Origin of the sequence: Sphingomonas sp. Root720 (assembly GCF_001428605.1) — a bacterium.
Lineage (GTDB): Bacteria > Pseudomonadota > Alphaproteobacteria > Sphingomonadales > Sphingomonadaceae > Rhizorhabdus.
The window spans coordinates 425,266-439,419 of the sequence record NZ_LMID01000012.1 but is presented as its reverse complement, the minus strand read 5'-3'; the positions used below and the strand labels follow the sequence as shown (position 1 = coordinate 439,419).

Below are 14,154 nucleotides of genomic sequence, written 5' to 3'. Positions count from 1 at the left end.
CCACCGCATGACCGACGCCCGCCGCCACGCCCCCGCCACCGCCCGCAACAGCGAACCGATCGCCGCGATCCTGCGCGCCGTCCTTCCCGACGCCGGCACCGTGCTGGAAATCGCCAGCGGTTCGGGCGAACATGCGATCTTCTTCGCGCGCGCCTTTCCGCAGCTGAGCTGGCTTCCCAGCGATCCCGATCCATCCGCCATCGCCTCGATCCGCGCATGGGCCGAGGCCGCCCGCCTGCCCAACCTCCGCCCGCCGCTGACGATCGACGCCGCCTCCCCCGACTGGCCGATCGAAAAGGCCGACGCGATCCTGTGCGTCAACATGGTGCATATCAGCCCGTGGGAAGCGACGGTCGGGTTGATGCGTCAGGCGGGGCGCCTGTTGCCCGCGGGGGCGCCCCTGATCCTCTACGGCCCCTATATCCAGGCCGGAGTCGAGACCGCCGCGAGCAACCTCGCCTTCGACGAGAATCTGCGGAGCCGCGACCCGCGCTGGGGCCTGCGTGCGCTGGAGGACGTGACAGCGCTGGCCGAAGCGGACGGTCTGCATCTGGACGCGGTCCACCCGATGCCGGCGAACAATCTTACCGTCGTGCTCAGAAAGGGTTAAGTCGCGGCGATGGAGCGGGGGACCGGCGTGGAACTGAGCATCGACCATGAGAAGCTGAAGGGACGGACGCTGTTCGTCGGCACGCCGATGTACGGCGGCCAGTGCCATGTCGACTATGCCTTCGCGATCGCCCGGCTCGCCACGCTCTGCGCCCAGCTGGGGATCGGCCTGCGCTTCCATTTCCTCTGCAACGAATCGCTCGTCATGCGCGCGCGGAACGCCACGGTCGACGCGTTCCTGCGCTCGGGCGACACCCACCTGATGTTCATCGACGCCGATATGGGCTTCGACCCGCGCGACGTCCTCTATCTGCTCGCGATGCAGGACGGCGACGCGGCGAATGACGATCATGACGTGATCGCCGCGCCTTACCCCCTCAAGAAATTCGTCTGGGACAATATCGCGAAGGCCGTGCGGAGCGGCGCGGCCGACGCCGATCCCCGGACCCTCGAGAAATATGCCGGCCGCCTCGTGTTCAACCCGCTCGCCGCCGGCCCCGCCCCGCTCGACCAGCCGATGGAAGCGAGCATGGCGGGAACCGGCTTCATGATGATCCGCCGCGCCACCTTCGACAGATACCGGGCGGCCTATCCCGACCAGGCCTTCCGCAACGATCCGATGGCGGTCGCCGAAGGCGGGCCTGCCGAGCTCTTCGCCTATTTCGACACGGGAATCGACAGCAAGGCGGTCAACGCCGCGGAGGAGCTGAAGCTGTTCCTCGAAGCGCGGCCGGACGCCACCCGCGACGAGATCGCCGCCTTCCTCGCCGATCCGGCCAGCAGCATGAAGCGCTACAGCGGCCAGTTCGTCTCGGAGGATTATATGTTCTGCCACCGCGCGCGGGCGGCGGGCATGAAGATTTGGCTATGCCCCTGGATGCAGCTCACCCATAGCGGCAGCTACACCTTCTCGACCTCGCTGCCCCACGTCGCCGCGCTTTGAGCGGCGGGCGATCAGCCCACAATGAAACATAAGTTCACGATTCCCGCGATGCGAAGGGCTGTAGCATATGCTACAAGCGCCCGGAGAATCGGGGGATTCATGTTATGGGGGTTACCAAGGCCAGGGGCGCCAAGCGCCTCCTGCTCACCGAGGCGCTGGCCGACATCGTCCTGGACGAAGGCCTCGCCGCGCTGTCGCTGCGTCCGGCGGCGGCCCGGCTCGGCACCAGCGATCGCATGCTGCTCTACTATTTCGGCACCAAGGCCGCGCTGATGGACGACGTCCTCGGCTGCGTGTCCGACCGCTTCGCCGACTATCTGGCCAGCACGACGCGCGCGGGCGTGCGCATGCCGCCCCATAACATGGTCGGCCACACCACCGCGCTGATGGCGACGCCCGCGGCCCGGCCCTTCGTCGAGCTGTGGTTCGAGATCGCGGCGCGATCGGCGCGCGGCGACAAGGCCTATGGCGACGCCGCGACGCGGATCGCCGAGGCGTGGAACGCCTGGATCGTCAGCAGCGTCCGCTTCCCCGCCGGGGTCGCGCCGCGCAGCGCGGCGGCGATGATGCTGGCGATCGTCAACGGCATCGCGCTGCTCGATTCGACCGCGCCGTCGGTCGCGGAAGCCGCGCGCTCTAGGGTACAGACCGTAGCAGCGTGATCCGCGCCTTGCCGTGGACGCGCTCGGCCTCCACGGTGAAGCCCGGCACCGCGACCGTCTCGCCGCGCGCCGTCTCGATGCTGACCCAGCCGCCCGGCGCGACGCCGATCGCGGGCAGGATCTTCTGGCCGAGCCCGGTGCCGTAGGGCGGATCGATCAGGACGAGGTCATAGGCGCCGCCGGCGAAGCTCTCGGCCGCGATCGCGCGCACCTCGGCCTCGGCGCCGAGCCTGGCGATGTTCGCCCGCAGCGCCTCGACAGCCGCCCGGTCGCGCTCGACGAAGGTGCAATGCGCGGCCCCGCGCGACAACGCCTCGAGTCCCAGCGCGCCGGTGCCTGCGCACAGGTCGGCGACCTTCAGCCCTTCGAAACTGCCGACCCGGCTCGCCAGCATCGAGAACAGCGCCTCGCGGGTCCGGTCGGAGGTCGGGCGGGTGGCCTGGCCCTGCGGGGCGACGAGCGGCCGGCCACGCCAGCGGCCGGCGATTATCCGCATCGGACCCTCATTCGCCGACCGGATCCTTTTTCGGGCCGCCCTTGAGCGTCTTGCGGAAGGCGACGAGCTGGTGCTGGGCGATCTCGCCGACCTCGCCCGGCTGCAGGTCGCCCAGCTCGAAGGCGCCATAGGCGATGCGCAGCAGCCGCGACACTTCGAGGCCGAGATATTCGAGCACGCGCCGAACCTCGCGGTTCTTGCCCTCGCGCAGCTTCATCTCGATCCAGAAATTGGCGCCGGTGCGGCGCTCCATGTTCGCGTCGATCGACCCGTAGCGGACGCCGTCGATCTCGACGCCCTCGATCAGCGCCTCGAGCTGGTCCTGGTGGACATTGCCGTAGGCGCGGGCGCGATAGACGCGCTCGACCCCGGTCGACGGCAGTTCGAGCTGGCGCTTGAACTCGCCGTCGGTGGTCAGCAGCAGCAGCCCCTCGGTGTTGAGATCGAGCCGCCCGACCGGGATCACCCGCGGCAGGCCCGGCGGCAGCCGGTCGTAGATGGTCGGTCGTCCCTTGGGATCGCGCTCGGCGGTGAGCACGCCCTTGGGCTTGTGGAACAGGAACAGCCGGGTCGCCTCGGGCGGGGCGACGGGCTTGCCGTCGACGGTCACGCCCTTGAGCGAGGTCAACAGGGTCGCGGGCGTTTCGATCGCGGCGCCGTCGATCGCGACACGGCCTTCGACGATCATCCGCTCGATCTCGCGGCGCGAGGCGATGCCGGCGCGGGCGAGCAGCTTGGCGATCCGCTGCGGCTCGCGCCCGCTCTTGGCGGCGGCGGCGCGGGCCGGATGCGGGTTGGCCGAGACGGTGGGCGCGGCGGTGCGCGCCTGGCGGCGGCCGCGCTTCGGCGGTGGCAGGGGCTTGCCCGGCGGCTTCTTCTGGGGGGGGCGCATTTCGGCGATGTAGCGCCGCCGGGCGCTGCGCACCAGTTTTACCTTGAAGCGATCATTCGACGGCTTCGGCGATCTGGGTCAGATAGTCGGGATCGACGATGCGGATCTTGCCCTGGGTCAGCTCGATCACCCCCTCGCTCGCCCAGGCGGCGAGCTGGCGGTTGATGTTCTCGCGGCTGATGCCGACGAAGCTGCCGAGTTCCGACTGGCTGAGGTCGCGGGTCAGCTTCGCGCCATGCATCTTCTGTTCGGCCAGCCGCTTGAGATAGCGGGCGAGGCGCGGCGCGGTGGCGAAGGCGCGGTCGCTTTCGATCGTGCTGTCGGTCTCGCGCAGGCGGCGCGCCATCTCGCGCAGCAGCCGCACGGCCACCTTGGGGTGGCGTTCGAGGAAGCCGAAGAAGCTGGCACGCGGGATGCGCAGCAACCGCCCGGCCCACATCGCCGTCGCCGACGCGGTACGCGGCTGATCGTCGAGCACCGCGATCTCGCCGAGCACGGCGCCGGCCTCGGCATAGTCGAGGATGATCTCGCGGCCGTTGGGCGTCACCAGCGAGATGCGGACCACGCCGTCGAGCACGAGCACCAGCGAGGTGCCTTCGTCGCCCTGGCGCAGCACCTCCTCGTTGGCGCGGGTCGCCTGGAGCGATCCGATCGACAGCAGATCGGCGAACTGGGCTTCGGAGCACTCCGCGAAGACGCTGCCCGGCGGCAGGTGCGCGGCGAGTTCGGCTGGTGTCATCTACGCGCTGAGCCCCCACACTCGGCGACGCCCCCATCGCCAGACATCCGAGACTGCCGCGTGCCCGTCGATTCTGCAAGCAATCCCGCCGGTCGCGAGACGGTTTCAGCGTCTCATGAAACGGGGGCCCAGCCGGGCGCGGCGAGTTCGAAGCCGGCGAAGTCGAAGCCGGGGGCGACGATGCAGCTGACCAGCGCCCAGCCGCCGCGCGTCTCGGCCGACTGCCACCGTCCCGCCGGCACCAGCCCCTGCGGCCGTTCGCCGGCGATCACGTCGGCGCCGATGCGGATCGTCTCGACCGGGCCGTTCCCGTCGGGGGCGATCAGCAGGTCGATCGCGGTGCCGGCATGGAACAGCCACAGCTCGGCGGCGTCGACCCGGTGCCAGTGCGACCGCTGCCCCGCCTCGAGCAGGAAGTAGATCGCCGTGGCATGGCCGCGCCCGTCGCCGGCCGGCTCGCGCCAGGTCTCGCGGTACCAGCCGCCCTCGGGATGGGGGGTGAGGCCCAACCGCTCGACCAGCGCGGCGGGGTCCATCAGAAGATGCCGCCGCCCATGATCAGCCGGACGATGCCGACCACCAGCACGAAGCTGTTGAGCCGCCGCCCGCTGTCGCGATGCGACAGGATGCCGAAGGCGGCGCCCATCAGCGCGAGCGGCACGATCGCCCAGTTCATCCAGCCCAGGAACGGAAAGAAGCCGAGCATCGCGCCCAGCAGTGCGACGATGCCGATCGCCAGCGAGATCATGTTGAACATGACCGGCAGCTTCGTCCAAGCCGGCCAGGATTGCAACCGGTGTCATATGGGTATAACACACTTACCCGATTCCGAACCGTCCAGGAGGTTGACGATGCGTAAGGCCGTGCTGGGATGGGCCGTGATGCCGCTGCTGCTGCTCGGCGCCTGCGAGATGAAGGTCGGCAAGGACGAGGCGGGGGCAAAGGATGCCGCCTCGGTCAAGATCGATGCCGACGGCAATGTCGCGATCGCGGCCCATGACGGCGCCGACGGCGTCTCGGTCTCGCTGCCCGGCATCGAGGGCAAGGTGAAGATCCCGGGCATGGAGCTGGGCGGCGACAATATGGATATCGACGGGATGAAACTCTATCCCGGCACCAAGCTGTCGGGGATCAACATCACCGACCAGAAGGGTTTTGGCAGCGGGGTCGTCGAGATGCGCTTCACCAGCCCCGCCACCCCGGGCCAGGTCGCGGCCTATTATGCCGCCGCCGCGCCCCGCGAGGATTTCCGCGACGTCAAGGTGAGCGAGGCGAAGGGCTCGTCGACGGTGACCGCCGTCAAGGGCGACGGCGACCGGCTGACCATCACGATCGATCCCGCGGCGGGCGGGTCGGCCGGCACGATCCTGATTCGCGACGCCGACGCTCGATAGCCGCATAGCCGCGTCCGCGCCCGCACTGGCGCATGGCCGCCGCAGCGGCTAAAGGGCGGGCATGCCCCCTCTTCTTCTCGTCATGATGGGCGGCGCGATCGGCGCCGGCTTTCGCTATCATATCGGCACGGTCGCGCTTCGACAGCTCGGCCCCGGCCTCCCGTTCGGCACCTGGATCGTCAACCTGCTCGGCGGGCTGCTGATGGGAGTCCTGGCCGCCGTGGTCTCGCGCGCGCCGATCGAGGGCGAGCCGCTGCGCCTGTTCCTCGGCGTCGGCGTGCTCGGCGGCTTCACCACCTTTTCGGCGTTCACCCTGGAGACCTTCAACATGCTGTCGCGCGGCGACTATATGATCGCCGGCGCCTATGCGGTGTCCTCGGTCGCCGGATCGGTGCTGATGCTGTTCGCGGGCCTCGCGCTCGGCCGGGTGCTGGCGTGAGCGAGGACCCCAGCGGCACTGCCGCCACCCAGGCCGAGATGCGCCAGTTCGTCGTCGCCGACGATGACGACGGCATCCGGCTGGATCGCTGGTTCAAGCGGCACATGCCCGATACCAGCTTCAACATCGTCTCGCGCTGGGCCCGCACGGGCCAGTTGCGGCTCAACGGCAAGCGGGTCGGCCCGGGCGACCGGATCGAGGCGGGGCAGATCATCCGCCTGCCCCCGCCCGAGGTGGCGGCCGCCGCGACCACCGCAGCCAAGGCGCCGCGGCCCCGCGCGCCGCGCGAACCGCTGTCGGCCGAGGAGGTCGAGCTGGTCCGCGGCTTCGTCATCCACCAGGATCGTCAGGCGATCGTTATCAACAAGCCGCCGGGCCTCGCGACCCAGGGCGGCACCAAGACCGAGCATCATGTCGATCGCCTGCTCGACGGTCTCCAGTTCGAGGCCGAGAACCGGCCAAAGCTCGTCCACCGGCTCGACAAGGACACGTCGGGCGTGCTGCTGCTGGCGCGGACGTCGCGCGCCGCGGCGCATTTCGCCAAGGCGTTCAGCAGCCGTACCGCGCGCAAGGTCTATTGGGCGATCGTCACCGGCGTGCCCTCGATCACCGACGGCATGATCGAGCTGCCGATCGGCAAGCAGCCGGGCACCGGCGGCGAGAAGATGCATGTCGACGAGAAGGAAGGCAGCCCGGCGCGCACCCGCTACCGGGTGATCGAGCGCGCCGGCAACCGCGCCTGCTGGGTCGAGCTGCAGCCCTATACCGGCCGCACCCACCAGCTGCGCGTCCACATGGCGGCGATCGGCCACCCGATCGTCGGCGACGGCAAATATGGCGGCATGGAAGCATTTCTGTCGGGCACGATCAGCCGCAAGATGCACCTCCACGCCCGGCGGCTGAAGGTCGACCATCCCGATGGCGGCGCGATCGACGTCGTCGCCGACCTGCCCGACCATTTCGCGGAGACGCTGCGCAATCTCGGCTTCGAGGAGGCGCAGGGCGACGTGCTGCCGATCGACGAGGTCAAGTTCTCGGACACAGCCGAGGGCAAGCGCCGCGCGATCGCCCACAAGGCCAAGGACGCGCGCAAGGCCCGGCGGGGGGAGCGGCGGGGACGCAGCCGGGAATGAGCATGATCGGCACCGGGCCGAACCGACTGGCCGTCTTCGACTGCGACGGAACGCTGGTCGACAGCCAGGCCAATATCTGCCGGGCGATGGCGGAGGCCTTCGCGGCGGAGAAGCTGCCGCCGCCCGCCGACCCGGCGATTCGCCGCGTGGTCGGGCTGAGCCTGACCCAGGCGGTGGCGATGCTGCTGCCCGATGCCGACCATGGCCTGCACGTCCAGGTCGGCGAGACCTACAAGCGCGCCTTCCAGGCGATGCGCGGGGCGGGCCAGGTCGACGAGCCGCTCTTCCCCGGCGTGGCCGAATCGCTGCGCGCCCTGGAAGCGGAGGGCTGGATGCTCGCGGTGGCGACCGGCAAGTCCGATCGCGGGCTCAGGCATTGTCTCGAGGCGCACGGCATCGAACGGATGTTCGTCTCGCTGCAGACCGCCGATCGCCATCCGTCCAAGCCGCACCCGTCGATGATCATCCAGGCGATGGCCGACGCCGGCGCGATCCCGGCGACCAGCGCGATGATCGGCGATACCAGCTTCGACATCGGCATGGGGGTCAATGCCGGCTGCGCCACGATCGGCGTCGCCTGGGGCTATCATGCGCCGCGCGAGCTGTTCGACGAGGGCGCCGATTTCGTCGCCGACCGGCCGGACCAGCTTCCCGAGATCCTGCGACTGGCGCTATCGGCCCAATCATGAAGCCGGAACAGCCATGAAGCGATTCTACAAGCAGGTTTCGGTCGAGCCCGTGGCGGGCGGCCATGCGATCCGCCTCGACGGACGGGCGGTGAAGACCCCGGCGCGCGCCGACCTCGCGCTGCCGACATCGGCGCTGGCCCATGCCGTCGCGGCCGAATGGGACGCGCAGCGCGAGGACATCGATCCGCGGAGCATGCCGCTGACCGGCCTCGCCAACGCCGCGATCGACCGGGTCGCCCCCGATCCCGCCGCCTTCGCGCAGGGCCTCGCCGCCTATGCCGAAACCGACCTGCTCTGCTACCGCGCCGACAGCCCCGCCGAACTGGTCGCGCGGCAGGCCGGGGCGTGGGACCCACTGCTCGCCTGGGCCGGCCGGCGCTACGACGTCCGCTTCGAGACCGTCGCCGGAATCGTCCACCGCGCCCAGCCCGACGAGACGGTCCGGCGCCTGTCGGCCGCGGTCGCCGCATATGGCGCCTTCCACCTCGCCGCGCTGCAGCCGCTCGTCACCATCGCCGGTTCGCTGGTGATCGCGCTGGCGATCGCGGAAGGGCGGATCGACGTCGAGCAGGCCTTCGCCACCGCGCATCTCGACGAGCTGTGGCAGGTCGAGCGGTGGGGGGAGGACGAACTCGCCACCCGCGCCCGCGAACATCACCGCGCCGATTTCAAGGCCGCCGCCCGTTTCCTGGCGCTGCTGGTCTGAGCCGGCGGCGGGGGTCTGAAGGCGCTTCCCGCATCCCGGCGCATGGCCGGGACGCTCAGCTCAATATGCCGCCCCTCGGCAGGAACCAGCGTGCGATGATCAGCCCGGCGACCGACAGGCCGACGAAATCGCTGATGAACAGGTAGATCCAGTAGCCTTGGCCGAAATGGTTGAAGATCGGCTGGCCGATCTCGGTGTAGAGCGTGGCGGCGAGTGCGAACAGCACGGCGATCCGCGCGCGGCTGGCGAAATCGGTGATCCGCGATCCGACCGCGCCCATCGCCAGCGCGATGATCAGCCCGGTGACGATCGCCAGGATGAAGCCGCTGCCGAGCGATCCGCCGTCGACGATCGGGAAGCCGGACGTGTTGAAATGGATCATCGCCACCGGCCCGCGCGCGAACGCCATGTCGCCGATCGCGGTGCCGGTCGCCGGCACCGAATAGGTGCCCGTTCCGCTCGTCGTCAGGGTTTCGGCGAGCGCCTGCTGCAACGCGGCCGACTGCGGCTGTTCGAGCCGGTTGAAGGCGAGCTGGCTGAGCGGCGTTCCCCAGAAGATGAAACCGATCAGATATAGCGCGGCACCGGCGAAGACACCGCCGATCATCGTCCTGGCCATTCGGGCCCTCCCATCATTTCCAATCGGGGAGGCTAGGCCAATGACCGGTCGGCGCAAGCAAAACTGCGGCAGGCTGTGGTTTTATCGGCCTGGCTCAGGCGCAGAGGGCCGCATCCGGCCCGCCGGGCGCCGATCAGCCCAGCGGCGTCGTCAGCTTGCGGATGAACCCGATCAGACCGGTCTGGCGGCTGCGCTTGAGACGTTCGGCCTGGAGGATGTGCTGCACCTCGGCGAAGCAGCGATCGACGTCGTCGTTGATCAGCACATAGTCGTAGCCGTCCCAATGGCTGACCTCGGCGGCGGCGCGCTGCATCCGGCCGACGATCACTTCCTCGCTGTCGGTCGCGCGCTTGCGCAGGCGGTCCTCCAGCTCCGCCATCGACGGCGGCAGGATGAAGACGCGGACGACGTCGCCCCCGCAGGTCTGGTGCAGCTGCTGCGCGCCCTGCCAGTCGATGTCGAACAGCACGTCGAGCCCGGCGTCGAGCATTTCGTAGATCGGTTTCTGCGGGCTGCCGTAGCGATGGTTGAAGACATGCGCCCATTCGAGGAACTCGTGGTCCGACACCATTTCGCGGAATTTCTCGAGATCGACGAAATGATAGTCGACGCCATCGACCTCGCCGGCGCGCATCGGCCGGGTGGTGGCCGAGACCGACATCTTCAGATTGTCGTCGGAGGCGAGCAGGCGGCGCGCGATGGTGGACTTGCCGGCGCCCGAGGGCGAGGAGAGGACGAAGAGCACGCCGCGGCGTTTTAGGTTGACATGGGCCATGGCGGCACTTGCCCCGGACAGGGGCGCCGCGTCAATCCTGCGTCATGGCCAAAACGGTCGGTGCCGTTCAGATGTTCCCGGGCGGCGGAGTTTCGGCGGCCCGGCGTTCGGCCTTGTGATGGTCCAGGGCCTTCTTGGCGACATAGGCGCCGCCCGCCAGCAGGGCGAGCGGACCGGCGCGGCGGACGAGGCTGGCGGCCGCGACGCCCATCAGCGCACCCTTCGCGCCACCCTTGCCGTCGCGGCGGTCGATCTTGCGGCCGATGAAGGCGGCCAGCAGCTTGCCGATCATGTGAGGACTCTCCGGTTGGATGTTCGGAGGGGCAAGCGCGCGGACGGCGGGGAAGTTCCACATCGTCGCCGTCATCCGGGCGAAAGCCAGGACCTCCTGCCTGTTCCCACGGGCGAGAAAAGAAGACGGCAGGAGGATCCGGCTTCCGCTGGAATGACGACCTATCCTCCTATCGCAGGATCACCGCCCGACCATCGCCTCGGGCCGCACCACCCGGTCGAAGGTCGCTTCGTCGATCAGGCCGAGATCGAGGCCGGCTTCCTTGAGGGTGAGCCCGGCATGATGGGCGTGCTTGGCGATCTTCGCGGCATTGTCGTAGCCGATTTCGGGGGCGAGCGCGGTGACCAGCATCAGCGAACGGCCGACGAGGTCGGCGATCCGGGCGCGATCGGGCTCCATGCCCCTGAGCGCGCGTTCGGTGAAACTCTCCATGCCCACGCCGAGCAGGGCGATCGAGCGCAGCACCGCGGCGCCGATCAGCGGCTTGAAAACGTTGAGCTCGAGATGGCCCTGCAGCCCGCCGACCGTCACCGCCTGATGGTTGCCGATCACCTGTGCGGCGACCATCGTCAGCATCTCGCACTGGGTGGGATTGACCTTGCCCGGCATGATCGAGCTGCCGGGCTCGTTCTCGGGCAGGACCAGCTCGCCGAGGCCCGAGCGCGGGCCCGATCCGAGCAGGCGGATGTCGTTGGCGATCTTGGTGAGCGCGACCGCGAGCGTGCCGAGCGAGCCCGACAGGTGGACGAGGGGGTCGTTCGAGGCCAGCGCCTCGAACTTGTTGGGCGCGGTGACGAAGGGCAGTCCGGCGAGCGACGCGATCTCGGCGGCGATCGCCTCGGCGAAGCCCGGCGCCGCGTTGAGCCCGGTGCCGACGGCGGTGCCGCCCTGCGCCAGCTTCATGATTCCGCCGCCCACCGCGCCTTCGAGCCGCCGGCGGCAGGCGATGAGCTGCGCTGCATAGCCCGAGAATTCCTGGCCCAGCGTCAGCGGCGTCGCGTCCTGGAGATGGGTGCGGCCGATCTTGACGATGTCGTCCCACGCCAGCGCCTTGGCGATCAGTTCCTCCTGCATCGCTTCCAGCGCGGGATAGAGGCGGCGATGGACGGCGAGGCCGGCGGCGATGTGGAGCGCGGTCGGGAAGCTGTCGTTCGACGACTGGCCCATGTTGACATGGTCGTTGGGGTGGACCGGGCTCTTGCCGCCGCGCGTGCCGGTCAGCATCTCGTTGGCGCGGCCGGCGATCACCTCGTTGACGTTCATGTTCGACTGGGTGCCCGAGCCGGTCTGCCAGATCACCAGCGGGAAATGATCGTCGAGCCTGCCGTCGGCCACCTCCGCCGCCGCCGCCTCGATCGCATCGGCGAGCGTCGCGTCGAGGCCATGGGTGAGGTTCACCCGCGCCGCCGCCTGCTTCACCAGCGCCAGCGCATGGACGATCCCGATCGGCATCCGCTCCTCGGGCCCGAAGGGGAAATTCGCGATCGACCGCTGGGTCTGCGCGCCCCAATAGGCCGAGGCAGGGACTTCGATCGGGCCGAAGCTGTCGGTTTCGGTGCGGGTATCGGTGGGCATGGAGGTGAGATCCTCGATTTGGGTCCCATCGAAGATGGGAAGTGGCTCCCCGCATCCAAGGCCCCAGGCGTATTCCGGGGTGCTGGGAATCTTCGAGTACGGCGACACCCATCACATCCCGTCACCCCAGCGAAGGCGGGGGTCTCATGAGATCGGGAGAAGAGCCCATCACACGAGCTGCCTGAGATTCAGCTTTCGCTGGAATGACGCGCTGGGGGAGTGGGGAGAGGCCCGGAAGCCCGTTACTTCTTCCGCGTGAAGTCGACCGATACCACGTTCGAGCCGTCCTCGACCGGGGCGGCTGCCACGGCGGGGGCGTCGTTGCCGGCCGAGCTGTGGCCGGTGTCCTCGCTCGCGTCGTCGGCCTGCGCCTGGAACTGGAGCGCGAAGTTGACCGCGGGATCGACGAAGCCCGTCACCGCCGCGAACGGGATGATCAGCCGGGCGGGAACCTGGTTGAACGACAGGCCGACCTCGAAGCCGTCGCTCGCCACCTTCAGGTCCCAGAAGCGGTTCTGGATGACGATCGTCATCTCGTCGGGGAAACGCTCGACCAGGTGCTTCGGAATATCGACGCCTTGGCCCTGGGTCTTGAAGGTGATGTAGAAATGATGGTCGCCGGGAAGGCCACCCGCCTTCTCGACCTCGCCCAGCACGCGGCCGACCACGGCGCGAAGCGCCTCCTGGACGATTTCGTCGTAGGGAATCAGGCTGTCGGGCGCTTGGTCGCTCATGGCGCTTTGGTGGACGCTCGACCCCGCCGGGTCAAGTCGTGCGTTGCAGCGCGGCGCAACCTCGCTATAGCGACGCCGACCCGTGTGGGGGTTTTGCCACACAGCTTGAGGCCACAGGATCAGGGGAGCGGCCATGCGGACCGCATCGATCACGCGCAACACCAGCGAGACCGGCATTTCGGTGGAGCTGAACCTCGACGGCACCGGCGCCTATGCCGTGTCGACCGGGATCGGCTTCCTCGACCATATGCTCGAGCAGCTGTCGCGCCATTCGCTGATCGACCTGACCGTGAAGATCGCGGGCGACCTCCATATCGACCAGCACCACACCACCGAGGATTGCGGCATCGCGATCGGCGAGGCGCTGGCCAAGGCGCTCGGGACCAAGAAGGGCATCACCCGCTACGGCCACGCCTATGCGCCGATGGACGAGACGCTGACCCGCGTCGCGCTGGACGTTTCGGGCCGGCCGTGGACGGTGTGGAAGGTCGACCTCAAGGGCCCGCGCCTCGGCGAATGGGACACCGAGCTGATCGAGCACTGGTTCCAGAGCTTCGCGCAGGCGGCGGGGATCACCCTGCACGTCGAGAATCTCTACGGCACCAACCAGCATCATATCGTCGAGAGCTGCTACAAGGGCCTGGCCCGTGCTCTGCGCACCGCGGTCGAGATCGATCCGCGCAAGGCCGATTCGATCCCGTCGACCAAGGGGATGCTCTGAGGTGCCAGGGGGATTGGCCGAAACGATCGCGCTGATCGATTATGGCGCGGGCAATCTGAGATCGGTCGAGAATGCGCTCAGGGCGGCGGGCGGCGAGCCGACCGTCACCGCCGACCCCGAGCGCGTCGCCCGCGCCGACCGGATCGTGCTGCCGGGCGTCGGCGCATTCGGCGCGTGCATGGGCGGGCTGACCGCCATTCCCGGCATGGTCGCGGCGATGGAGACGGCGGTGCGCGGGCGCGGCGTTCCCTTCCTCGGGGTCTGCGTCGGCATGCAGCTGCTGGCCGATGCGGGGCATGAGCATGGCCGCACGCCGGGGCTCGGCTGGATCGGCGGCGACGTCCGGCTGATGACGCCGGGACCCGGCCACAAGGTTCCGCACATGGGCTGGAACGACGTCGTGCCGACCCGCGATCATCCGCTGATCGTGCCGGGCGAGGCCTATTATCTGCACAGCTATGTGTTCGACGTCGCCGACCCCGTCGACCGCCTCGCCACCACCGACCATGGCGGCCCGATCACCGGCGCGGTCGGGCGCGACAACATCGTCGGCGTCCAGTTCCACCCGGAGAAGAGCCAGGCCTATGGGCTGGAGCTGCTGGCGCGCTTCCTGGCGTGGAAGCCGTGACGACCAGATTTCAGTTCCTCCCCGGCACGGGGAGGGGGACCGCACACCGTGCGGTGGAGGGGAGAGGGGCGAAAGCCCCTCCAGCATGCTGCGCATGGTCCCCCTCCC

20 protein-coding genes are annotated in these 14,154 nt (G+C 69.1%); 10 read left to right on the top strand and 10 right to left on the bottom strand.

Annotated elements, in window-relative coordinates; genetic code table 11:
* Positions 1-7 precede the first annotated feature (7 nt).
* The 3 genes from ASE22_RS17215 (at position 8) to ASE22_RS17205 (ending at position 2,214) form a co-directional block, all read left to right on the top strand.
* Positions 8-610 (top strand): DUF938 domain-containing protein, encoded by a 603-nt coding sequence (locus ASE22_RS17215; RefSeq protein ID WP_056362334.1) that lies wholly within the window; start codon positions 8-10, stop codon positions 608-610.
* 27 nt (positions 611-637) lie between these two features.
* The gene (locus ASE22_RS17210; protein WP_056601611.1) at positions 638-1,552 is read left to right on the top strand and encodes a hypothetical protein; all 915 of its coding nucleotides are present in this window, start codon (positions 638-640) and stop codon (positions 1,550-1,552) included.
* 104 nt (positions 1,553-1,656) lie between these two features.
* Positions 1,657-2,214, top strand: coding sequence for a TetR family transcriptional regulator (locus tag ASE22_RS17205; RefSeq protein WP_056362326.1), 558 nt, complete (start codon positions 1,657-1,659; stop codon positions 2,212-2,214).
* Here ASE22_RS17205 and rsmD read toward each other — a convergent pair.
* The 5 genes from rsmD to ASE22_RS17180 form a co-directional block, all read right to left on the bottom strand.
* Positions 2,189-2,710: a 16S rRNA (guanine(966)-N(2))-methyltransferase RsmD gene (gene rsmD / locus ASE22_RS17200; RefSeq protein ID WP_056362324.1), complete on the bottom strand. Its 522-nt coding sequence runs from the start codon at positions 2,708-2,710 to the stop codon at positions 2,189-2,191. The genes ASE22_RS17205 and rsmD overlap by 26 nt on opposite strands.
* 7 nt (positions 2,711-2,717) lie before the next feature.
* Positions 2,718-3,635, bottom strand: coding sequence for a pseudouridine synthase (locus ASE22_RS17195; RefSeq protein ID WP_414886671.1), 918 nt, complete (start codon positions 3,633-3,635; stop codon positions 2,718-2,720).
* 19 nt (positions 3,636-3,654) lie between these two features.
* On the bottom strand, positions 3,655-4,341 hold the full coding sequence (locus ASE22_RS17190) for a Crp/Fnr family transcriptional regulator (protein WP_056362320.1): 687 nt from the start codon (positions 4,339-4,341) through the stop codon (positions 3,655-3,657).
* 113 nt (positions 4,342-4,454) lie between these two features.
* A complete protein-coding gene (locus tag ASE22_RS17185; RefSeq protein ID WP_056362317.1) occupies positions 4,455-4,877 on the bottom strand; it encodes a cupin domain-containing protein in 423 nt (140 codons plus the stop codon).
* Complete coding sequence (locus ASE22_RS17180) at positions 4,877-5,098, bottom strand: hypothetical protein (RefSeq protein WP_056362590.1); 222 nt, start codon at positions 5,096-5,098, stop codon at positions 4,877-4,879. Before ASE22_RS17180 ends, ASE22_RS17185 begins: the two co-directional genes overlap by 1 nt.
* Before the next feature lie 94 nt (positions 5,099-5,192).
* Here ASE22_RS17180 and ASE22_RS17175 point away from each other — a divergent pair, with 94 nt between their 5' ends.
* The 5 genes from ASE22_RS17175 (at position 5,193) to ASE22_RS17155 (ending at position 8,702) form a co-directional block, all read left to right on the top strand.
* Positions 5,193-5,735, top strand: coding sequence for a hypothetical protein (locus ASE22_RS17175; RefSeq protein ID WP_056362314.1), 543 nt, complete (start codon positions 5,193-5,195; stop codon positions 5,733-5,735).
* A gap of 61 nt (positions 5,736-5,796) precedes the next feature.
* Positions 5,797-6,174 (top strand): fluoride efflux transporter CrcB, encoded by a 378-nt coding sequence (gene crcB / locus ASE22_RS17170; RefSeq protein WP_056362310.1) that lies wholly within the window; start codon positions 5,797-5,799, stop codon positions 6,172-6,174.
* 38 nt (positions 6,175-6,212) lie between these two features.
* Positions 6,213-7,307: an RluA family pseudouridine synthase gene (locus ASE22_RS17165; RefSeq protein WP_056362587.1), complete on the top strand. Its 1,095-nt coding sequence runs from the start codon at positions 6,213-6,215 to the stop codon at positions 7,305-7,307.
* Entirely contained in the window at positions 7,304-7,996 is a 693-nt protein-coding gene (locus tag ASE22_RS17160; RefSeq protein ID WP_056362307.1) for an HAD hydrolase-like protein, read from the top strand. The genes ASE22_RS17165 and ASE22_RS17160 overlap by 4 nt, the downstream gene beginning before the upstream one ends.
* Positions 7,997-8,009: 13 nt before the next feature.
* Entirely contained in the window at positions 8,010-8,702 is a 693-nt protein-coding gene (locus ASE22_RS17155) for an ATP12 family chaperone protein (protein WP_056362304.1), read from the top strand.
* A gap of 55 nt (positions 8,703-8,757) precedes the next feature.
* Here the strand turns inward: ASE22_RS17155 and ASE22_RS17150 are convergent, their stop codons facing one another.
* From ASE22_RS17150 to ASE22_RS17130, 5 genes are all read right to left on the bottom strand, one after another.
* Positions 8,758-9,321 (bottom strand): hypothetical protein, encoded by a 564-nt coding sequence (locus tag ASE22_RS17150; protein ID WP_056362301.1) that lies wholly within the window; start codon positions 9,319-9,321, stop codon positions 8,758-8,760.
* 133 nt (positions 9,322-9,454) lie between these two features.
* Positions 9,455-10,096, bottom strand: coding sequence for a guanylate kinase (gene gmk, locus ASE22_RS17145; protein WP_056362298.1), 642 nt, complete (start codon positions 10,094-10,096; stop codon positions 9,455-9,457).
* 67 nt (positions 10,097-10,163) lie between these two features.
* Complete coding sequence (locus ASE22_RS17140; RefSeq protein ID WP_056362296.1) at positions 10,164-10,388, bottom strand: hypothetical protein; 225 nt, start codon at positions 10,386-10,388, stop codon at positions 10,164-10,166.
* A gap of 180 nt (positions 10,389-10,568) precedes the next feature.
* Positions 10,569-11,963 (bottom strand): class II fumarate hydratase, encoded by a 1,395-nt coding sequence (gene fumC / locus ASE22_RS17135; RefSeq protein WP_056362293.1) that lies wholly within the window; start codon positions 11,961-11,963, stop codon positions 10,569-10,571.
* Positions 11,964-12,205: 242 nt separating this feature from the next.
* Positions 12,206-12,697: an SspB family protein gene (locus ASE22_RS17130; protein ID WP_056362291.1), complete on the bottom strand. Its 492-nt coding sequence runs from the start codon at positions 12,695-12,697 to the stop codon at positions 12,206-12,208.
* 133 nt (positions 12,698-12,830) lie between these two features.
* On the opposite strand from ASE22_RS17130, the gene hisB reads away from it, so the two are divergent.
* Together hisB and hisH are read left to right on the top strand one after the other, a co-directional pair.
* On the top strand, positions 12,831-13,418 hold the full coding sequence (gene hisB / locus ASE22_RS17125; protein ID WP_056362287.1) for an imidazoleglycerol-phosphate dehydratase HisB: 588 nt from the start codon (positions 12,831-12,833) through the stop codon (positions 13,416-13,418).
* A 13-nt stretch (positions 13,419-13,431) separates the two neighbouring features.
* A complete protein-coding gene (gene hisH, locus ASE22_RS17120) occupies positions 13,432-14,046 on the top strand; it encodes an imidazole glycerol phosphate synthase subunit HisH (RefSeq protein ID WP_056362284.1) in 615 nt (204 codons plus the stop codon).
* Positions 14,047-14,154: the final 108 nt, after the last annotated feature.